Annotated in this window: 17 protein-coding genes; all 17 read left to right on the forward strand. The window is 54.7% G+C overall.

Going from position 1 to position 20,849, the window contains the following annotated elements:
* The first annotated feature begins 77 nt into the window (after positions 1–77).
* The 17 genes from frr to tilS all read left to right on the forward strand — a co-directional run bounded on the left by frr (position 78) and on the right by tilS (position 20,822).
* Entirely contained in the window at positions 78–635 is a 558-nt protein-coding gene (gene frr, locus ACHH0Z_RS11835; RefSeq protein WP_008501909.1) for a ribosome recycling factor, read from the forward strand.
* 93 nt (positions 636–728) lie between these two features.
* Positions 729–1,928, forward strand: a complete 1,200-nt coding sequence (ispC, locus tag ACHH0Z_RS11840; RefSeq protein WP_045406461.1) for a 1-deoxy-D-xylulose-5-phosphate reductoisomerase — start codon at positions 729–731, stop codon at positions 1,926–1,928.
* 186 nt (positions 1,929–2,114) lie between these two features.
* Complete coding sequence (gene ispU, locus ACHH0Z_RS11845) at positions 2,115–2,873, forward strand: (2E,6E)-farnesyl-diphosphate-specific ditrans,polycis-undecaprenyl-diphosphate synthase (protein ID WP_021240487.1); 759 nt, start codon at positions 2,115–2,117, stop codon at positions 2,871–2,873.
* 12 nt (positions 2,874–2,885) lie between these two features.
* Complete coding sequence (gene cdsA, locus ACHH0Z_RS11850; RefSeq protein ID WP_008501906.1) at positions 2,886–3,743, forward strand: phosphatidate cytidylyltransferase; 858 nt, start codon at positions 2,886–2,888, stop codon at positions 3,741–3,743.
* A gap of 11 nt (positions 3,744–3,754) precedes the next feature.
* Positions 3,755–5,107 carry a sigma E protease regulator RseP gene (rseP, locus tag ACHH0Z_RS11855; RefSeq protein ID WP_008501905.1) on the forward strand — a complete coding sequence of 451 codons (1,353 nt, stop codon included), beginning with the start codon at positions 3,755–3,757 and terminating at the stop codon, positions 5,105–5,107.
* A 31-nt stretch (positions 5,108–5,138) separates the two neighbouring features.
* Positions 5,139–7,556, forward strand: coding sequence for an outer membrane protein assembly factor BamA (gene bamA, locus ACHH0Z_RS11860; protein ID WP_032664627.1), 2,418 nt, complete (start codon positions 5,139–5,141; stop codon positions 7,554–7,556).
* Between the two features lie 122 nt (positions 7,557–7,678).
* On the forward strand, positions 7,679–8,173 hold the full coding sequence (gene skp, locus ACHH0Z_RS11865; RefSeq protein WP_008501902.1) for a molecular chaperone Skp: 495 nt from the start codon (positions 7,679–7,681) through the stop codon (positions 8,171–8,173).
* A gap of 3 nt (positions 8,174–8,176) precedes the next feature.
* On the forward strand, positions 8,177–9,202 hold the full coding sequence (gene lpxD / locus ACHH0Z_RS11870) for a UDP-3-O-(3-hydroxymyristoyl)glucosamine N-acyltransferase (RefSeq protein ID WP_045406463.1): 1,026 nt from the start codon (positions 8,177–8,179) through the stop codon (positions 9,200–9,202).
* 102 nt (positions 9,203–9,304) lie between these two features.
* A complete protein-coding gene (gene fabZ, locus ACHH0Z_RS11875) occupies positions 9,305–9,760 on the forward strand; it encodes a 3-hydroxyacyl-ACP dehydratase FabZ (RefSeq protein ID WP_010426706.1) in 456 nt (151 codons plus the stop codon).
* Between the two features lie 3 nt (positions 9,761–9,763).
* Positions 9,764–10,552, forward strand: a complete 789-nt coding sequence (lpxA, locus tag ACHH0Z_RS11880; protein ID WP_008501899.1) for an acyl-ACP--UDP-N-acetylglucosamine O-acyltransferase — start codon at positions 9,764–9,766, stop codon at positions 10,550–10,552.
* Positions 10,552–11,700, forward strand: a complete 1,149-nt coding sequence (gene lpxB / locus ACHH0Z_RS11885; RefSeq protein WP_023293232.1) for a lipid-A-disaccharide synthase — start codon at positions 10,552–10,554, stop codon at positions 11,698–11,700. Before lpxA ends, lpxB begins: the two co-directional genes overlap by 1 nt.
* Positions 11,697–12,293 (forward strand): ribonuclease HII, encoded by a 597-nt coding sequence (rnhB, locus tag ACHH0Z_RS11890; RefSeq protein WP_008501897.1) that lies wholly within the window; start codon positions 11,697–11,699, stop codon positions 12,291–12,293. The genes lpxB and rnhB overlap by 4 nt, the downstream gene beginning before the upstream one ends.
* A gap of 38 nt (positions 12,294–12,331) precedes the next feature.
* Positions 12,332–15,814, forward strand: a complete 3,483-nt coding sequence (dnaE, locus tag ACHH0Z_RS11895; RefSeq protein WP_045406466.1) for a DNA polymerase III subunit alpha — start codon at positions 12,332–12,334, stop codon at positions 15,812–15,814.
* Positions 15,815–15,826: 12 nt separating this feature from the next.
* Positions 15,827–16,786, forward strand: a complete 960-nt coding sequence (gene accA / locus ACHH0Z_RS11900) for an acetyl-CoA carboxylase carboxyl transferase subunit alpha (protein ID WP_008501895.1) — start codon at positions 15,827–15,829, stop codon at positions 16,784–16,786.
* 100 nt (positions 16,787–16,886) lie between these two features.
* Positions 16,887–19,019, forward strand: a complete 2,133-nt coding sequence (locus tag ACHH0Z_RS11905) for a lysine decarboxylase LdcC (RefSeq protein ID WP_023345462.1) — start codon at positions 16,887–16,889, stop codon at positions 19,017–19,019.
* A 65-nt stretch (positions 19,020–19,084) separates the two neighbouring features.
* Entirely contained in the window at positions 19,085–19,474 is a 390-nt protein-coding gene (locus ACHH0Z_RS11910) for a VOC family protein (protein WP_008501893.1), read from the forward strand.
* Between the two features lie 58 nt (positions 19,475–19,532).
* Positions 19,533–20,822, forward strand: coding sequence for a tRNA lysidine(34) synthetase TilS (gene tilS, locus ACHH0Z_RS11915; protein WP_045406468.1), 1,290 nt, complete (start codon positions 19,533–19,535; stop codon positions 20,820–20,822).
* Positions 20,823–20,849 lie beyond the last annotated feature (27 nt).

A 20,849-nucleotide genomic window follows, 5' to 3' on the forward strand; every position in this document is an offset into this window, starting at 1 on the left:
CGCGACTATACTTAGCACACCTGTAGCGCTGTGCTGGCGGATAGTCTGCCTGAGACAAGTTTTCAAGGATTCGTAACGTGATTAACGACATCAGAAAAGATGCTGAAGTACGCATGGAAAAATGCGTAGAAGCGTTCAAAACCCAAATCAGCAAAATCCGTACTGGCCGTGCTTCCCCAAGCCTGCTGGATGGCATCATCGTCGAGTACTACGGTACGCCAACCCCTCTGCGTCAGCTGGCGAGCGTGACGGTAGAAGATACCCGTACGCTGAAAATCAACGTATTCGATCGTTCTATGGGCCCGGCGGTTGAGAAAGCGATCATGGCGTCTGACCTCGGTCTGAACCCAAGCTCTGCGGGTGCTGACATCCGCGTTCCACTGCCACCGCTGACCGAAGAGCGTCGTAAAGACCTGATCAAAGTGGTACGTGGCGAAGCTGAGCAGGGTCGTGTATCCGTGCGTAACGTCCGTCGCGACGCGAATGATAAAGTCAAAGCGCTGCTGAAAGAAAAAGAGATCAGTGAAGATGACGATCGTCGTTCTCAGGACGACATTCAGAAAATGACTGACGCTGCCATCAAGAAAATTGATGCGGCGCTGGCAGATAAAGAAGCGGAACTGATGCAGTTCTGATTTCTGTCGTACACTGATAAACGCCGTTCAGAGGGACTTTGGGTCTTGCTGGCGGCGTTTTGCTTTTATCTGGTCTAACTTTTCGGGCATCTCATGAAGCATTTAACACTCCTTGGCTCAACCGGCTCTATCGGTTGCAGCACTCTCGACGTTGTTCGCCATAATCCTGAACTTTACACCGTGACAGCGCTGGTGGCCGGTAAGAATGTGCAGCGAATGGTTGAGCAGTGCCTGGAGTTTACGCCCCGCTATGCGGTGATGGATGACGAAGAGAGCGCGCGCCTGCTGAAAGCAAAGCTGCTTGAGAAGGGCAGTCGAACCGAGGTGCTGAGTGGCCAACAGGCGGCCTGCGAGATGGCGGCGCTGGATGAGGTGGATCAGGTGATGGCGGCCATTGTCGGGGCGGCAGGATTATTGCCGACGCTTGCCGCGATTGATGCCGGTAAGGACGTTTTGCTGGCCAATAAAGAGTCGCTGGTCACCTGCGGACGCCTGTTTATGGACGCAGTGAAGCAGCGCGGCGCGCGTCTTTTGCCCGTCGACAGCGAGCACAACGCGATTTTTCAGAGTTTACCGCAACCTTTTCAACAGAACCTGGGGTACGCTGACCTGGAGCAGAATGGCGTCGTGTCGATTCTGCTTACCGGGTCTGGTGGCCCGTTCCGTGAAACGCCACTGTCTGAACTGCGTGCGATGACGCCGGATCAGGCGTGCCGTCATCCGAACTGGTCAATGGGGCGTAAAATCTCCGTTGACTCTGCCACCATGATGAACAAAGGTCTGGAATACATTGAAGCGCGCTGGCTGTTTAATGCGTCAGCGAAACAGATGGAAGTACTGATTCACCCGCAATCGGTGATTCATTCGATGGTGCGTTATCAGGATGGCAGCGTGCTGGCGCAGTTGGGCGAACCGGATATGCGTACGCCGATTGCCCATTCCATGGCGTGGCCGAATCGAGTGAAGTCCGGCGTGAAGCCGCTTGATTTCTGCAAGCTAAGTTCCCTGACGTTCAGTGAACCAGACTATGACCGTTACCCTTGTCTGAAGCTTGCAATGACGGCCTTTGACCAGGGGCAGGCGGCGACAACGGCACTGAATGCAGCCAATGAAATTACCGTTGAAGCATTTCTGAATCAGCAAATTCGTTTTACCGATATTGCGGCGTTAAATTTATCGGTACTGGAGATGATGGATTTGCGCGAACCACAGAGCGTGGAAGAGGTGCTAACGGTGGATGCAGCTGCGCGTAATATTGCGCGCCAACAGGTGACACGTCTCGCAAGCTGGTGATAAAGCAACCACTAGTCGTCGTGCTATTTGTTAGCGTTGGGCTTCAGTGATATAGTCTGCGCCACCTGATCGCAGGTATTTGACTTTACGTGGTCAGGTGAGCCGTGGTTTGACACGGCTTTTTTATGTATCGGCTTCAGTATTCCTGAGTACCGTTAAATCCTTTTCAGGGACAAAAAACGCGTTATGTTGTCTGCGAATCAACCAATAAGCGAAAACTTGCCAGCTCATGGCTGCCGTCATGTAGCAATCATTATGGATGGCAATGGCCGCTGGGCGAAAAGACAAGGGAAGATACGAGCCTTTGGGCATAAAGCTGGGGCGAAATCCGTTCGCCGCGCCGTTTCTTTTGCCGCCAATAACGGCATTGATGCGTTAACGCTCTATGCTTTTAGCAGTGAAAACTGGAATCGACCGCTGCAGGAAGTGACTGCGTTGATGGAATTGTTTGTGTGGGCGCTAGACAGCGAAGTAAAAAGCCTGCACCGCCACAACGTCCGCCTGCGTATCATTGGCGATACCAGTCGTTTTAACTCACGTTTGCAGGAACGGATTCGTAAAGCAGAGGCGCTGACTGAAAATAATACCGGTCTGACGCTGAATATTGCGGCGAATTACGGCGGACGCTGGGATATTATCCAGGGCGTTCGGCATCTCGCCGAACAGGTTCAGGAAGGGCTGTTGAGACCCGACCAAATTGATGAAGAAGCGCTGAGCAAGCAAATCTGCATGAATGAACTGGCACCTGTGGATTTAGTAATTAGGACAGGGGGAGAACATCGCATAAGTAACTTTTTGATATGGCAAATTGCCTATGCCGAACTTTACTTTACAGATGTTCTTTGGCCCGATTTTGATGAACAAGACTTTGAAGGTGCGCTGCATGCCTTTGCCAATCGAGAGCGTCGTTTCGGCGGCACCGAGCCTGGTGGCGACAACGCCTGATGGGGGTAGCTTTTGCTGAAGTATCGCCTGATTTCCGCTTTTGTATTAATACCCATTGTCATTGCGGCGCTGTTTTTACTGCCCCCGGTGGGATTCGCTATTGTTACGCTGGTGGTGTGCATGCTCGCCGCGTGGGAATGGGGACAGTTTAGCGGCTTTACCTCGCGTACGCAGCGAGTATGGCTTGCGGTACTTTGTGGCTTTATTCTGGCCGTAATGCTGTTCACGTTGCCTGAATATCATCATGATATTCATCAGCCTCTGGTGGCTGGTTCCTTGTGGATATCGTTGGCCTGGTGGGTTGCCGCGCTGTTGCTGGTGCTGTTTTATCCCGGCTCCGCGGCGTTGTGGCGTCATTCAAAAGTGCTGCGACTGATTTTTGGTTTGCTCACCATTATTCCTTTTTTCTGGGGTATGGTTGCGCTGCGCGCCTGGCACTACGACGAAAACCACTACAGCGGTGCTATCTGGCTGCTTTATGTGATGATTCTCGTCTGGGGGGCTGACTCCGGGGCCTATATGTTTGGTAAACTGTTTGGCAAACATAAGCTGGCACCGAAGGTTTCTCCGGGCAAAACCTGGCAAGGATTTATCGGCGGTTTGTTCACGGCCGCGATCATCTCCTGGGGCTACGGCGTCTGGGCGAATCTTGAAGTGGCACCATCAATACTGCTGGTGTGCTCGATTTTTGCTGCGCTTGCCTCCGTGCTCGGTGATTTAACCGAAAGTATGTTCAAGCGTGAAGCAGGGATTAAGGACAGTGGACACCTGATTCCAGGGCATGGCGGTATACTGGATCGCATTGATAGCCTGACAGCGGCTGTTCCAGTGTTTGCGTGTTTGCTTTTACTGGTATTCGGGACGATTTAACGGAAGGTTTTATGCTGAGCATTCTCTGGAATCTGGCGGCGTTCATAGTTGCACTGGGTGTACTGATTACCGTGCATGAATTTGGCCATTTCTGGGTTGCTCGCCGCTGTGGCGTGCGCGTAGAACGGTTTTCCATCGGTTTTGGTAAATCACTCTGGACGCGCACCGACCGCCACGGTACGCAATTTGTTATCGCCCTTATCCCGCTGGGTGGCTACGTCAAAATGCTCGACGAACGCGTCGAGCCTGTCGCGCCTGAACTGCGACACAGCGCATTCAACAATAAAACCGTTGGACAACGCGCCGCCATCATCGCTGCCGGACCGGTAGCCAACTTCATCTTTGCAATTTTCGCTTACTGGCTGGTGTTTATCATCGGCGTCCCTGGCGTGCGTCCGGTAGTAGGTGACATTGCCCCCAACTCCATCGCGGCGAGTGCGCAAATTACATCCGGGATGGAACTTAAAGCGATTGATGGCATCGAAACCCCTGATTGGGATGCCGTGCGACTGCAGCTGGTTGCTAAAATTGGCGATCCGCAGACCACCATCAGCGTATCGCCATTTGGGTCAGACGCCCGTCAGGACAAAGTGCTCGATTTACGTCAATGGCGTTTCGAGCCAGACAAAGAGGATCCCGTCGCTGCGCTGGGCATTCGTCCGCGCGGCGCGCAGATCGAGCCGGTATTAGCCGAAGTACAGGCAAACTCGGCGGCGAGCAAAGCGGGTTTGCAAGCAGGCGACAGGATCGTTAAAGTCGATGGTCAACCATTAACAGAGTGGATGACCTTTGTTACTCTGGTGCGCGATAATCCGGGTACGTCTCTCGCGCTGGAAGTTGAAAGGCAGGGCAGTCCGCTTTCGCTGACGCTGATCCCGGATACGAAGTCGGTCGGCAAGAAGGCAGAAGGGTTTGCAGGCGTTGTGCCAAAAGTGATCCCGCTGCCAGATGAGTACAAGACAATACGCCAGTATGGGCCGTTCAGCGCCATCCTTGAAGCCACGGATAAAACATGGCAACTGATGAAGCTGACGGTCAACATGTTGGGGAAATTGATAACCGGTGATGTGAAACTGAACAACCTCAGTGGGCCAATTTCGATTGCCCAGGGGGCTGGGATGTCAGCGGAATTCGGGGTGATTTACTATCTCATGTTCCTCGCGCTCATTAGCGTGAACCTTGGGATAATCAACCTGTTCCCGCTTCCCGTTTTAGACGGGGGTCATCTGCTGTTTTTAGCGATTGAAAAGCTAAAAGGCGGGCCGGTATCCGAGCGAGTTCAAGACTTTAGTTATCGCATTGGCTCGATTTTGCTGGTGCTGTTAATGGGGCTTGCACTTTTCAATGATTTCTCTCGGTTGTAAGAGAGTTAGTTAGGAAGAACGCATAATAACGATGGCGATGAAAAAGTTGCTCATAGCGTCGCTGCTGTTTAGCAGCGCCACCGTATACGGTGCTGACGGGTTCGTAGTGAAAGACATTCATTTCGAAGGCCTTCAGCGTGTCGCCGTTGGTGCGGCCCTCCTCAGTATGCCTGTGCGCCCCGGCGATACGGTTAATGATGATGATATCAGTAATACCATCCGTGCTCTGTTTGCCACCGGCAACTTCGAGGATGTCCGCGTCCTGCGTGATGGTGATACCCTGCTGGTACAGGTAAAAGAACGTCCAACGATCGCCAGTATCACTTTCTCCGGTAACAAGTCGGTGAAAGATGACATGCTCAAGCAAAACCTTGAAGCATCCGGTGTTCGTGTGGGTGAGTCTCTGGACCGCACAACCCTTTCAGACATTGAAAAAGGTCTGGAAGACTTCTACTACAGCGTCGGTAAATACAGCGCCAGCGTGAAAGCGGTTGTGACTCCGCTGCCGCGTAACCGTGTTGACCTGAAGCTGGTCTTCCAGGAAGGTGTCTCTGCGAAGATCCAGCAGATCAACATTGTGGGTAACCACGCGTTCAGCACCGACGAACTGATCTCCACCTTCCAGTTGCGCGATGAAGTGCCGTGGTGGAACGTGGTGGGCGATCGCAAATACCAGAAACAGAAACTGGCGGGCGACCTTGAAACCCTGCGCAGCTACTATCTGGATCGTGGTTACGCGCGTTTCAACATCGACTCGACGCAGGTGAGCCTGACGCCGGACAAGAAAGGCATCTACATTACGATCAACATCACGGAAGGCGATCAGTACAAGCTTTCGGGTGTTGAGGTGAGCGGTAACCTGGCGGGGCATTCTGCTGAAATCGAATCGCTGACCAAAATTCAGCCAGGCGATCTCTATAGCGGATCCAAAGTCACCAAAATGGAAGACAGCATTAAGAAGCTGCTCGGCCGCTATGGTTATGCCTATCCGCGCGTACAGACTCAGCCGGAAATCAATGACGCGGATAAAACCGTTAAGCTGCACGTGAATGTTGACGCGGGTAACCGTTTCTACGTGCGTAAGATCCGCTTCGTCGGTAACGACACCTCCAAAGACTCCGTTCTGCGTCGCGAAATGCGTCAGATGGAAGGCGCATGGTTAGGGAGCGATCTCGTTGATCAGGGTAAAGAGCGTCTGAACCGTCTGGGCTATTTTGAAACGGTTGATACTGATACCCAGCGCGTACCGGGCAGCCCGGATCAGGTTGATGTCGTTTATAAAGTGAAAGAGCGTAACACCGGTAGCTTTAACTTTGGTGTGGGCTACGGTACTGAAAGCGGCGTCAGCTTCCAGGTTGGCGTGCAGCAGGATAACTGGCTGGGTACGGGTTACTCTGTTGGAATTAACGGTACCAAAAACGACTATCAGACCTACTCTGAGTTCTCTGTAACGAACCCATATTTCACCGTTGACGGTGTGAGCCTGGGCGGTCGTATCTTCTATAACGACTTTAAAGCCGACGATGCGGATCTTTCCTCCTACACCAACAAGAGTTACGGTGTGGACGGAACGCTTGGCTTCCCGATTAACGAATACAACACCCTGCGAGCGGGCTTAGGTTACGTGCATAACGACCTGTCCAATATGCAACCGCAGGTGGCCATGTGGCGTTATCTGGACTCTATCGGTCAGTCGGCGAGCAAAAACAGCGATAACAACGGTTTCGCTGCGGATGACTTCACCTTCAACTACGGCTGGACCTATAACCGTCTCGACCGTGGTTACTTCCCAACGGAAGGTTCTCGCGTCAACCTGAACGGTAAAATTACCGTCCCGGGTTCCGATAACGAGTTCTATAAGGTGACGCTCGATACTGCGTCCTACTTCCCGATCGATGACGATCACAAGTGGGTGGTTCTGGGTCGTACCCGTTGGGGTTATGGTGATGGTTTAGGCGGCAAAGAGATGCCGTTCTATGAAAACTTCTATGCCGGTGGTTCCAGTACCGTTCGTGGCTTCCAGTCCAACAACATTGGTCCGAAAGCGGTTTACTACGGCGGGAACGACAAAGATAACTGCGATAAGTCTTCCTCATCAGAAGTCTGTAGTTCTGATGACGCAGTCGGCGGTAACGCTATGGCCGTGGCGAGCCTGGAGTTCATCACGCCAACGCCGTTTATTAGTGATAAATATGCGAACTCCGTCCGTACATCCTTCTTCTGGGATGCGGGTACGGTGTGGGATACCAACTGGGAGAACACTGCCCAGATGCGTGCAGCTGGCGTTCCTGACTACAGCGATCCGAGCAATATTCGCATGTCTGCCGGTATCGCATTACAATGGATGTCACCGCTGGGGCCGTTGGTCTTCTCTTACGCCCAGCCGTTTAAGAAATATGATGGAGACAAAGCGGAGCAATTCCAGTTTAACATTGGTAAAACCTGGTAATAATCCGCTGCAAAGGAATGCGTTGGCAGTGTAGCGCTGACAACTGGCGATCGGTAATACGGTCGCCTTGCCACGCAAAGAACGGTACCTTCTGGTGCCAATGGGATGGTAAGGAGTTAATTGTGAAAAAGTGGTTATTAGCTGCAGGTCTCGGTTTAGCGATGGCAACTTCTGCTCAGGCAGCAGACAAAATTGCAATCGTCAACATGGGTAATTTGTTCCAGCAGGTTGCACAGAAAACAGGTGTTTCTGCGACTCTGGAAAACGAATTCAAAGGCCGTGCAAGCGAACTGCAGGGTATGGAAAACGATCTTCAGTCCAAAATGCAGCGTCTGCAGCGTGATGGTTCTACCATGAAGGCAAGCGACCGCAGCAAGCTGGAAAAAGACGTAATGGCTCAGCGCCAGGCGTTCTCCCAGAAAGCGCAGGCTTTCGAGCAGGATCGTCAGCGTCGTTCTAACGAAGAACGCGGCAAGCTGGTGACTCGCATTCAGACCGCTGTTAAAGCAGTGGCTGCCGATCAGAGCATCGATCTGGTTGTTGATGCGAACGCCGTCGCTTTCAACAGCAAAGATGTTAAAGACATCACTGCTGACGTTCTGAAACAGGTTAAATAAGTAATGCCTTCAATTCGACTGGCTGATTTAGCTCAGCAGTTGGATGCAGAATTACACGGTGATGGCGATATCGTCATCACCGCTGTTGCGTCCATGCAATCTGCTAAAGCTGGCACGATTACCTTCATGGTAAGCCCTAAGTACCGTGAGCAACTGGCTCAATGCCAGGCGTCAGCTGTTGTTCTGACGCAGGACGATCTTCCATTTGCCACTGTAAGCGCGCTGGTAGTGAAAAACCCCTACCTGACGTATGCCCGCATGGCTCAAATTCTTGATACCACGCCGCAACCGGCCCAGAACATTGCTGCCAGCGCAGCGATTGATGAGACGGCCAGGCTGGGTAACAATGTCGCCATTGGTGCGAATGCGGTTATCGAATCCGGCGTCGAGCTGGGCGATAACGTCGTCATTGGCCCGGGCTGCTTCGTTGGGAAAAATACGAAAATCGGCGCCGGGACCCGTTTATGGGCCAATGTGTCCGTATACCATGACGTTGAAATTGGCGAAAACTGCCTCGTCCAGTCCAGTACCGTGATTGGTTCTGATGGCTTTGGTTACGCTAACGATCGCGGTAACTGGGTTAAGATCCCGCAGCTTGGTCGCGTTATTATTGGCGATCGCGTGGAGATCGGCGCCTGTACCACCATTGACCGTGGCGCGCTTGACGACACGATCATTGGCAATGGTGTTATCATCGATAACCAGTGCCAGATTGCGCATAACGTTGTGATTGGCGACAATACCGCGGTTGCGGGTGGCGTCATCATGGCGGGCAGCCTGAAAATTGGCCGTTATTGCATGATTGGCGGTGCGAGCGTGATTAATGGCCATATGGAAATCTGCGACAAGGTGACCGTGACGGGAATGGGCATGGTAATGCGTCCTATCACTGAACCTGGCGTCTATTCCTCCGGTATTCCGCTCCAGCCCAACAAGGTATGGCGTAAAACAGCAGCTCTGGTGATGAACATTGATGATATGAGCAAGCGCCTCAAGTCCCTTGAGCGCAAGATCGATCAACAAGACTAAGCGTCATCCGTTTAACGCTATTTTTCCCGGCCTGTCGGCTTTCTAATAAACCGGCAGGCCGTGTTATTATTGTTATCAGTACATTTTGACAGGAAGAGTATTTTGACTACTGACACTCATACTCTGCATATTGAAGAGATTTTAGAACTTCTGCCGCACCGCTACCCGTTTCTGCTGGTAGACCGTGTGCTGGATTTTGAAGAAGGTCGTTTTCTGCGCGCAGTGAAAAATGTTTCCGTGAATGAGCCGTTCTTCCAGGGGCACTTCCCTGGTAAACCTATCTTCCCGGGTGTGTTGATTCTGGAAGCGATGGCTCAGGCTACCGGTATTCTGGCGTTTAAAAGCGTCGGTAAACTGGAACCAGGTGAGCTGTATTACTTCGCGGGTATTGACGAAGCGCGCTTTAAGCGTCCTGTCGTGCCTGGTGATCAGATGATCATGGAAGTCACTTTTGAAAAAACGCGTCGTGGCCTGACTCGCTTCAAAGGCGTAGCGCTGGTTGACGGTAAAGTTGTTTGCGAAGCGACGATGATGTGTGCTCGTAGCCGGGAGTCCTGATACGTGATTGATAAATCCGCCTTTATTCATCCTACCGCCATTGTGGAAACGGGTGCCATCGTTGGTGCTAACGCCCACATTGGCCCGTTTTGTATTGTTGGACCCCATGTCGAAATTGGTGAGGGTACAGTGCTGAAATCTCACGTTGTGGTGAATGGTCACACGACCATTGGCTGCAATAACGAGATCTATCAGTTCGCCTCCATCGGCGAAGTTAACCAGGATCTGAAATATGCTGGTGAGTCGACCCGTGTGGAAATCGGCGATCGTAACCGTATTCGCGAAAGCGTCACCATTCATCGTGGAACAGTACAGGGTGGTGGGTTGACGAAGGTGGGCAGCGATAACCTGTTTATGGTGAATGCGCATATCGCGCACGACTGTACCGTGGGTGACCGCTGTATCCTTGCCAACAATGCCACGCTGGCAGGACACGTATCAGTTGATGACTTCGCAATTATTGGCGGCATGACCGCAGTCCATCAGTTCTGCATCATTGGTGCGCACGTGATGGTCGGCGGATGCTCCGGTGTGGCGCAGGACGTCCCACCGTATGTGATTGCGCAGGGCAACCATGCCACGCCGTTTGGCGTGAACATCGAAGGCCTCAAGCGTCGTGGTTTTAGTCGCGAAGCGATTACTGCCATCCGCAACGCGTACAAACTGCTATACCGTAGCGGTAAAACGCTGGAAGAGGCGAAGCCGGAAATTGCCGAACTGGCGAAAAAGCACCCGGAAGTGGACGCGTTCATGGAGTTCTTTGACCGTTCAACAAGGGGTCTGATTCGTTAATGGTCGACAGTCGTCCGCTTACGATAGCCCTGGTCGCCGGAGAAACCTCCGGCGATATTCTTGGTGCCGGTCTCATCCGTGCGCTTAAGGCACGCGTACCCAATGCTCGCTTTGTCGGTGTTGCTGGCCCGCTGATGCAGGCCGAAGGCTGTGAAGCCTGGTATGAAATGGAAGAGCTGGCCGTGATGGGGATCGTTGAGGTGCTGGGACGGTTACGCCGTTTGCTGCACATCCGTGCCGATCTCACCCGCCGCTTTACCGAACTCAAACCCGATGTGTTTGTCGGTATCGATGCACCTGATTTCAACATTACCCTCGAAGGGAATCTGAAAAAGCAGGGCATTAAGACGATTCACTACGTCAGTCCGTCCGTCTGGGCGTGGCGACAGAAACGCGTTTTCAAAATCGGACGGTCCACCCACCTGGTGCTGGCTTTCCTGCCTTTCGAAAAAGCGTTTTACGACAGATTTAATGTTCCGTGCCGTTTTATCGGTCATACCATGGCGGATGCGATGCCACTGGATCCGGATAAAAACGCGGCGCGCGACGCGCTGGGCATCCCGCATGATGTGCACTGTCTGGCCTTACTGCCAGGCAGCCGTGGCGCAGAAGTTGAGATGCTGAGCGCCGATTTTCTTAAGACTGCGCAAATTCTTCGTCAGACCTATCCCGATCTTGAAGTGGTCGTGCCGCTGGTGAATGCCAAACGCCGCGAGCAGTTTGAGCGCATCAAAGCTGACGTCGCCCCGGATCTTCACGTCCGTCTTCTGGACGGGCAGGGGCGGGAAGCGATGTATGCGAGCGATGCCGCACTGCTGGCCTCCGGCACGGCGGCGCTGGAGTGTATGCTGGCGAAATGCCCGATGGTGGTCGGTTACCGCATGAAGCCGTTTACCTTCTGGCTGGCAAAACGTCTGGTGAAAACAGATTACGTCTCCCTGCCAAACCTGCTTGCCGGGCGCGAGCTGGTGAAAGAGCTGCTGCAGGATGAATGCCAGCCGCAGGCGCTGGCGGAGGCCCTGCTGCCGCTGCTCGCCAACGGTAAAACCAGCCACCAGATGCACGATACCTTCCGCGAACTGCATCAACTGATCCGCTGTAATGCTGATGAGCAAGCGGCCGATGCGGTGCTGGAGTTAGCAAAATGATGGAATTTGTTTATCCTCATACCCACCTTGTGGCGGGTGTGGACGAAGTGGGTCGTGGTCCGTTAGTGGGAGCCGTGGTGACCGCTGCGGTGATCCTCGATCCGGCTCGGCCGATCGTCGGGCTGAACGACTCAAAAAAATTGTCTGAAAAGCGCCGGCTGGCGCTGTTTAGTGAGATTCAGGAGAAAGCGCTGGCCTGGAGCCTCGGGCGTGCTGAACCGCATGAGATAGACGAGCTGAATATTTTGCATGCCACGATGCTGGCGATGCAGCGCGCGGTGGCGGGGCTGAAAATTTCCCCTGAATATGTCCTGATTGACGGCAACCGCTGTCCGGCATTGCCCATGCCTTCAATGGCAGTGGTCAAAGGCGATAGCCGGGTCGCAGAAATTAGCGCAGCTTCTATTATTGCCAAAGTGACACGCGACGCCGAAATGGCCGCGCTGGATCTCACTTACCCTCAGTATGGTTTCGCCCAGCATAAGGGATATCCCACACCTTTCCACCTGGAGAGGCTGGCTGAACATGGCGCAACCGAACACCATCGGCGCAGTTTTGGCCCGGTAAAACGCGCCCTGGGACGGGTGTCCTGAATCATTACGCAAGCAATTAAGTAACGCGGAATCTGAAGATGGCTGAACCACGTTTCGTACACCTGCGGGTGCATAGCGACTACTCCATGATCGATGGGCTGGCGAAGACCGGGCCGCTGGTAAAAAAGGCGGCCTCGCTTGGCATGCCTGCGCTGGCGATCACCGATTTTACCAACCTGTGTGGCCTGGTGAAGTTCTACGGAACGGCGCACGGCGCGGGGATGAAGCCGATCGTCGGCGCAGATTTCCACGTGCAGAGCGATCTCATCGGCGATGAACTGACGCAAATCTCCGTGCTGGCGATGAACAACACGGGTTACCAAAACCTCACGCTGCTTATCTCAAAAGCCTATCAGCGCGGATATGGTGCGCTGGGCCCGTGGATCGACCGCGACTGGCTGGCTGAACTGAACGAAGGGCTGCTGCTGATCTCCGGCGGCCGGATGGGGGACGTCGGCAAATCCCTGCTGCGCGGTAACAGCTCGCTGGTGGATCAATGCGTCTCGTTCTATGAAGAATATTTCCCGAATCGTTATTACCTGGAGTTGATCCGTACCGGCCGTCAGGATGAAGAGAGCTATCTTCATGCCGCGGTGGCGCTCGCAGAAGAGCGCGGGTTGCCCGTAGTGGCCACCAACGACGTGCGGTTCCTTGAGGCGGGCGATTTTGACGCTCACGAAATTCGCGTGGCGATCCACGATGGCTTTACCCTCGACGATCCGAAGCGGCCGCGCAATTACTCCGCACAACAGTACATGCGCAGCGAGGAGGAGATGTGTGAGCTCTTCTCCGATATCCCCGAAGCGCTGGAAAACAGCGTAGAGATTGCCAAGCGCTGCAACGTCACCGTCCGCCTTGGCGAATACTTCCTGCCGCAGTTCCCGACGGGTGACATGACTACGGAAGATTTCCTGGTCATGAAATCGAAAGAAGGTCTGGAAGAGCGTCTGGAATTCCTGTTCCCGGATGAAGAAGAGCGTAAAAAGCGTCGTCCGGAGTATGACGAACGCCTGGACATTGAACTCCAGGTGATCAACCAGATGGGCTTCCCGGGCTACTTCCTGATCGTTATGGAGTTCATCCAGTGGTCGAAGGATAACGGCGTGCCGGTTGGACCGGGGCGTGGCTCCGGCGCAGGTTCGCTGGTGGCGTACGCGCTGAAAATTACCGACCTCGATCCGCTGGAATTCGACCTGCTGTTCGAACGTTTCCTCAACCCGGAACGTGTCTCGATGCCCGACTTCGACGTCGACTTCTGCATGGAGAAACGTGACCAGGTGATCGAGCACGTGGCCGACATGTACGGTCGTGATGCGGTATCGCAGATCATTACCTTCGGTACGATGGCGGCGAAAGCGGTTATCCGCGACGTGGGCCGCGTGCTGGGCCACCCGTACGGGTTTGTCGATCGCATCTCTAAACTGGTGCCGCCCGATCCGGGCATGACGCTGGCAAAAGCCTTTGAGGCTGAACCGCAGCTGCCGGAAATCTATGAAGCGGACGAAGAGGTCAAAGCGCTGATCGACATGGCGCGCAAGCTGGAAGGCGTCACGCGTAACGCCGGTAAGCATGCAGGGGGCGTGGTTATCGCCCCGACCAAAATCACCGACTTCGCGCCGCTGTATTGCGATGAAGCGGGCCAGCATCCGGTCACCCAGTTCGACAAGAACGACGTAGAATACGCCGGGCTGGTGAAGTTTGACTTCCTTGGCCTGCGTACGCTGACCATCATCAACTGGGCGCTGGAGATGATCAACGCCCGCCGCGAGAAGAACGGCGAGCCGCCGCTGGATATCGCGGCCATCCCGCTGGACGACAAGAAAAGTTTCGACATGCTGCAGCGCTCGGAGACCACTGCTGTCTTCCAGCTTGAATCCCGTGGCATGAAAGATCTGATTAAGCGCCTGCAGCCAGACTGCTTCGAAGATATGATCGCGCTGGTGGCCCTGTTCCGTCCGGGCCCTTTGCAGTCAGGGATGGTAGATAACTTTATCGACCGTAAGCACGGGAGAGAAGAGATTTCCTACCCGGACGTTCAGTGGCAGCACGAAAGCCTGAAGCCGGTACTGGAGCCAACCTATGGCATCATCCTGTATCAGGAACAGGTGATGCAGATCGCCCAGGTGCTTTCCGGCTATACGCTCGGCGGCGCGGACATGCTGCGTCGTGCGATGGGTAAGAAAAAGCCGGAAGAGATGGCCAAGCAGCGTTCGATCTTTGAAGACGGGGCGAAGAAAAACGGCGTCGACGGCGAGCTGGCGATGAAAATCTTCGACCTGGTGGAAAAATTCGCCGGGTACGGATTTAACAAATCTCACTCAGCCGCCTATGCTTTGGTGTCGTATCAAACGCTGTGGCTGAAGGCACACTATCCTGCGGAGTTTATGGCTGCGGTAATGACCGCCGATATGGACAACACCGAGAAGGTGGTGGGCCTGGTGGATGAGTGCTGGCGCATGGGGCTGAAGATCCTGCCGCCGGATATTAACTCAGGTCTTTACCATTTCCACGTCAATGACGACGGGGAGATCGTTTACGGGATCGGCGCGATCAAGGGCGTGGGCGAGGGGCCGATCGAGGCGATCATCGAAGCGCGCAACAACGGCGGGTATTTCCGCGAGCTGTTCGATCTTTGCGCCCGTACCGATACCAAAAAGCTGAATCGCCGCGTGCTGGAAAAACTGATCATGTCCGGCGCGTTCGACAGGCTGGGGCCGCACCGCGCCGCGCTGATGAACTCGCTGGGCGACGCCCTGAAAGCGGCGGATCAGCACGCGAAAGCGGAAGCCATTGGCCAGGCGGATATGTTCGGGGTGCTGGCGGAAGAGCCGGAGCAGATTGAACAGTCGTATTCCAACTGCCAGCCGTGGCCAGAACAGGTGGTGCTGGACGGCGAGCGTGAAACGTTAGGTTTGTACCTGACGGGTCACCCGATCAACCAGTACATTAAAGAAATTGAGCGCTATGTCGGCGGCCACAGGCTAAAAGACATGCATCCGACAGAACGTGGTAAAATCACCACGGCTGCGGGGCTCGTGATTGCTGCAAGGGTTATGGTCACCAAGCGCGGCAATCGTATCGGCATCTGTACGTTGGATGACCGTTCCGGGCGTCTGGAGGTGATGTTGTTCACCGATGCGCTGGATAAATACCAGCAATTGCTGGAAAAAGACCGCATACTTATCGTCAGCGGACAGGTCAGCTTTGATGACTTCAGTGGGGGGCTTAAAATGACCGCCCGCGAAGTGATGGACATTGACGAAGCCCGGGAAAAATATGCTCGCGGGCTTGCTATCTCGCTGACGGACAGGCAAATTGATGACCAGCTTTTAAACCGACTCCGTCAGTCTCTGGAACCCCACCGCTCGGGGACAATTCCAGTACATCTCTACTATCAGAGGGCGGATGCACGTGCGCGGTTGCGCTTTGGTGCAACGTGGCGTGTCTCTCCGAGCGATCGTTTACTGAACGATCTCCGTGGCCTCATTGGTTCGGAGCAGGTGGAACTGGAGTTTGACTAATACAGGAATACTATGAGTCTGAATTTCCTTGATTTCGAACAGCCGATTGCTGAGCTGGAAGCGAAAATCGATTCTCTGACAGCGGTAAGCCGTCAGGATGAAAAACTGGATATTAACATCGACGAAGAAGTGCATCGTCTGCGCGAGAAAAGCGTAGAACTGACGCGCAAAATCTTTGCCGATCTCGGCGCATGGCAGGTAGCCCAGCTGGCACGCCATCCACAGCGTCCGTACACCCTGGATTATGTCCGCCTGGCGTTTGACGAATTTGACGAACTGGCAGGCGATCGCGCATACGCTGACGATAAAGCTATCGTTGGCGGTATCGCGCGTCTGGATGGACGCCCGGTGATGATCATTGGTCATCAGAAAGGCCGTGAAACCAAAGAGAAAATCCGTCGTAACTTTGGTATGCCAGCACCAGAAGGCTACCGTAAAGCCCTGCGTCTGATGGAGATGGCTGAGCGTTTCAACATGCCAATCATCACCTTCATCGACACCCCGGGTGCATACCCAGGCGTGGGCGCGGAAGAGCGCGGTCAGTCTGAAGCTATCGCGCGCAACCTGCGCGAGATGTCTCGTCTGAAGGTGCCGGTCATCTGTACCGTTATCGGTGAGGGTGGTTCCGGTGGCGCGCTGGCGATTGGCGTGGGTGATAAAGTGAATATGCTGCAGTACAGCACCTATTCCGTAATCTCCCCGGAAGGCTGCGCGTCTATTCTGTGGAAGAGTGCCGACAAAGCGCCTCTGGCTGCCGAAGCGATGGGCATCATTGCGCCACGCCTGAAAGAGCTTAAGCTGATCGATTCCATCATCCCGGAACCGCTGGGTGGGGCTCATCGTAAGCCGGAAGTGATGGCTGCGTCCCTGAAAGCGCAGCTGCTGGCCGATCTGGCAGACCTGGACGTGCTGAGCAAAGAAGATCTGCTCAACCGCCGTTACCAGCGTCTGATGACTTACGGCTACGCGTAAGCTTCACAATTATCTGAAAAGCCGCACAATGTTGCGGCTTTTTTTATACCTGCGGTTTAGCCGGACTATGCTTAGCTAATGTTTTTTAAGGAGGAAGCCCATGAATATCATTGCCGTTATGGGGCCACACGGCGTCTTTTATAAAGATGAGCCGATTAAGGAGCTGGAGCAAGCCCTGCAGTCGCGTGGGTATCAGCTAATCTGGCCGCACAACAGCGCCGATCTGCTGAAGTTCATCGAGCATAACCCGCGTATCTGCGGCGTGATCTTCGACTGGGATGAATATGACCTCGAACTGTGCAGCGATATCAACAAGCTGAACGAATATCTCCCGCTGTACGCGTTTATTAATACCCACTCAACCATGGACGTCAGCGCCAATGATATGCGTATGGCGCTGTGGTTCTTTGAATATTCCCTCGGCGTGGCGGAAGACATTGCGACCCGAATTCAGCAATACACGAATGAATATCTCGATAACATTACGCCGCCCTTTACCCGGGCGCTCTTCACCTACGTGAAAGAGGGGAAATATACCTTCTGTACGCCTGGGCATATGGCGGGAACGGCCTACCAAAAAAGCCCGGTGGGCTGCCTGTTCTATGATTTCTTTGGTGGCAACACGCTGAAAGCGGACGTGTCCATTTCAGTCACCGAACTAGGCTCGCTGCTGGATCATACCGGACCGCATCTGGAAGCCGAAGAGTATATCGCCCGCACCTTTGGGGCCGAGCAGAGCTATATGGTGACCAACGGCACCTCGACCTCGAACAAAATCGTCGGGATGTACGCCGCGCCTGCGGGGAGCACCCTGCTGATTGACCGTAACTGCCATAAATCGCTGGCGCACCTGCTGATGATGAGCGACGTCGTACCGCTCTGGCTGTCGCCCACGCGCAACGCGCTCGGTATTCTGGGCGGTATTCCGCGGCGGGAGTTCACGCCTGAAGCCATTGAAAGCAAGGTCGCGGCAGTGCCCGGCGCAGGCTGGCCTGTCCATGCGGTGATCACCAACTCGACCTATGACGGTCTGCTGTACAACACGGACTGGATCAAAAAGACTTTGGACGTGCCGTCGATCCACTTCGATTCCGCGTGGGTACCGTACACCAATTTCCACCCGATTTACGCGGGTAAAAGCGGCATGAGCGGTGAACGCGTGCCGGGTAAAGTGTTCTTCGAAACGCAGTCGACGCACAAAATGCTGGCCGCGTTTTCCCAGGCTTCGCTGATTCACATCAAAGGCGAATACGACGAAGAGACCTTTAACGAAGCCTTTATGATGCATACCACCACCTCACCAAGCTATCCGCTGGTGGCGTCTATCGAAACGGCTGCGGCGATGCTGCGCGGCAATCCCGGTAAACGTCTTATCAATCGCTCTGTGGAGCGCGCACTGCATTTCCGTAAAGAGGTTCAGCGGCTGAAAGAGGAAGCCGACGGCTGGTTCTTTGATATCTGGCAGCCGGAAGAGATTGATGAAGCAGAATGCTGGCCGGTTTCGCCCGCCGAAGACTGGCATGGCTTCCGGGATGCCGATAGTGACCATATGTTCCTCGATCCGGTTAAGGTGACGATCCTGACGCCGGGTATGGATGAGCAGGGCAAGATGGGTGAGGAAGGGATCCCGGCTGCGCTGGTGGCGAAGTTCCTTGATGAACGCGGCGTGGTGGTGGAGAAAACAGGCCCCTATAATTTGCTGTTTCTGTTCAGTATCGGGATCGATAAAACCCGGGCGATGGGGCTGCTGCGCGGTCTGATGGAATTTAAGCGCGCCTACGATCTCAACCTGCGGGTGAAGAACATGCTGCCGGATCTCTACGCGGAAGATCCTGACTTCTACCGCAATATGCGTATTCAGGATCTGGCCCAGGGGATCCACAGGCTGATCCGTCAGCACGATCTGCCGCGTCTGATGCTACAGGCGTTCGATGTGTTGCCGGAGATGAAGTTTACCCCGCACAAGGCATGGCAGCGCCAGGTGAGGGGGGAGGTCGAAACCGTCGAGCTGGAAAATCTGGTTGGGCGCGTATCGGCCAACATGATCCTGCCGTATCCGCCGGGCGTACCGCTCCTGATGCCGGGAGAGATGATTACCGAAGAGAGTCGGGCCGTGCTCGATTTCCTGCTGATGCTCTGTTCGGTAGGGCGTCACTATCCCGGTTTTGAGACGGATATCCACGGTGCGAAGCGCGACGAAAACGGCGTGTACTGGGTGCGAGTCCTAAAATAAGAGTGACCGCTTGCCAGGTGCGGGTTTTCGGTTGTAACGTTCAGGCATCATAAAAAGGAGAAGCTATGCTGGGTTTAAAAGCTGTTCATCATATTGCGATCATTGCGACCGATTACGCGAAGAGTAAGGCCTTCTACTGCGACATTCTCGGTTTTACGCTGTTGAGCGAGGCCTACCGTGAGGAGCGCGACTCCTGGAAGGGCGACCTGGCGTTAAACGGGCAGTATGTGATTGAACTGTTCTCTTTTCCTTTTCCGCCTGCGCGTCCGTCCCGCCCGGAAGCCTGTGGCCTGCGCCATCTTGCCTTCAGCGTCGATGACCTGGATAGCGCAGTAAAACATCTGGAAGCGCACGGCGTGACGTGTGAAGCAATCCGCGTCGATCCGTTTACCGACAAGCGCTTTACCTTTTTCAACGACCCGGACGGCCTGCCGCTGGAGCTTTATCAGCAGTAATCTTCGTCCTGTGTGATAATGCCCGCTCAGTTCGGGCATTTTTTATGTGTAATTCCCTATGACCTTACCCGCTATCGCACACGCCGTTTCACCGTACCGCCAGCTGCTGGTGGGGTTTAGCGGTGGCCTGGATTCCACCGTTCTGCTCCATCGTCTTAAACGCTGGCGCGACCAGGAGCCTGACGTCCAGCTGCGGGCGATACATATTCATCACGGATTAAGTCCTCACGCAGAGGAGTGGGTGGCGCACTGCGAAGCCTTGTGTGCGGCGTGGGTGATCCCGCTTCTCGTCGAGCGCGTCACGCTTGCGGAGGAAGGGCTGGGCATTGAGGCGCAGGCGCGTAAAGCCCGCTATGCCGCCTTTGCCGGGGCATTGCGTACAGGAGAAGCCCTGGTCACAGCCCAGCACCTGGACGATCAGTGTGAAACCTTTCTGCTGGCGCTTAAGCGGGGCAGCGGACCGGCAGGGCTTTCAGCCATGCCTGAGCGTTCTGAGTTTGCCGGTACAACGTTACTGCGTCCGCTGCTTGGCGAGACGCGCGCCTCGCTTGAGGCCTGGGCGCGAGAACATCAGCTGAACTGGATTGAAGATGAGAGCAACCAGGATGACGGCTATGACCGTAACTTTCTGCGTCTGCGCGTCCTCCCGCTATTGAGCGAGCGCTGGCCGCATTTCGCCGACGCGACGGCAAGAAGCGCTATGCTGTGCGCCGAACAGGAATCGCTGCTGGACGAGCTGTTGAGTGACGAGCTGGCTGAACTGATTTCTGAAGACGGAGCGCTGGCGATTGCACCGCTGGCAGCGATGAGCCCGGTGCGCCGCGCCGCGCTGCTACGGCGCTGGCTGGCCTCTCATCACGCCGCGATGCCGTCGCGAGCGATGCTAAACCGTATCTGGGACGAGGTTGCCCTGGCGCGGGAGGATGCTTCCCCGTGCGTCCACCTGAACGGTTTTGACGTAAGGCGCTACAAAGGGGAACTCTGGTGGGTAAAATCAACGCCCTCACTGACCAATGTGGTGCTCGACTGGCTTTCACCTGCGCTTCCGCTGATATTGCCCGCTGACGCTGGACGTGTCTCTCTTATACCGTCTGGTCATGTGAGGCTGCCAGAGGCAGGAGAACCGGTAACGGTACGCTTTAAGGCTGGCGGCATGCTGCATATTGTCGGGCGCAACGGGGGACGCAAGCTGAAGAAAATCTGGCAGGAGTGCAACGTGCCGCCGTGGCTGCGCGACACCACGCCGCTGCTGTTCTATGGTGAAACATTGATTGCTGCTGCGGGCATTTTCATCACGGAAGCGGGATGGGCGGAAGAGGGGGTCAGGTTTGAGTGGCAGAAAGCGTAACGGGCAGCCAGGCTGCCCGTTAATGTC

It is taken from the genome of Enterobacter cloacae complex sp. 2024EL-00227 (assembly GCF_043945315.1).
Taxonomy (GTDB): Bacteria; Pseudomonadota; Gammaproteobacteria; order Enterobacterales; family Enterobacteriaceae; genus Enterobacter; species Enterobacter roggenkampii.

Bases quoted from the DNA above. Each gene is read 5' to 3' on its own strand.
- ispC (WP_045406461.1), top strand. From the start codon at position 729: ATGAAGCATTTAACACTCCTTGGCTCAACCGGCTCTATCGGTTGCAGC.
- ispU (WP_021240487.1), top strand. From the start codon at position 2,115: ATGTTGTCTGCGAATCAACCAATAAGCGAAAACTTGCCAGCTCATGGC.
- rseP (WP_008501905.1), top strand. From the start codon at position 3,755: ATGCTGAGCATTCTCTGGAATCTGGCGGCGTTCATAGTTGCACTGGGT.
- bamA (WP_032664627.1), top strand. From the start codon at position 5,139: ATGGCGATGAAAAAGTTGCTCATAGCGTCGCTGCTGTTTAGCAGCGCC.
- lpxD (WP_045406463.1), top strand. From the start codon at position 8,177: ATGCCTTCAATTCGACTGGCTGATTTAGCTCAGCAGTTGGATGCAGAA.
- lpxB (WP_023293232.1), top strand. From the start codon at position 10,552: ATGGTCGACAGTCGTCCGCTTACGATAGCCCTGGTCGCCGGAGAAACC.
- rnhB (WP_008501897.1), top strand. From the start codon at position 11,697: ATGATGGAATTTGTTTATCCTCATACCCACCTTGTGGCGGGTGTGGAC.
- dnaE (WP_045406466.1), top strand. From the start codon at position 12,332: ATGGCTGAACCACGTTTCGTACACCTGCGGGTGCATAGCGACTACTCC.
- accA (WP_008501895.1), top strand. From the start codon at position 15,827: ATGAGTCTGAATTTCCTTGATTTCGAACAGCCGATTGCTGAGCTGGAA.
- ACHH0Z_RS11905 (WP_023345462.1), top strand. From the start codon at position 16,887: ATGAATATCATTGCCGTTATGGGGCCACACGGCGTCTTTTATAAAGAT.
- ACHH0Z_RS11910 (WP_008501893.1), top strand. From the start codon at position 19,085: ATGCTGGGTTTAAAAGCTGTTCATCATATTGCGATCATTGCGACCGAT.
- tilS (WP_045406468.1), top strand. From the start codon at position 19,533: ATGACCTTACCCGCTATCGCACACGCCGTTTCACCGTACCGCCAGCTG.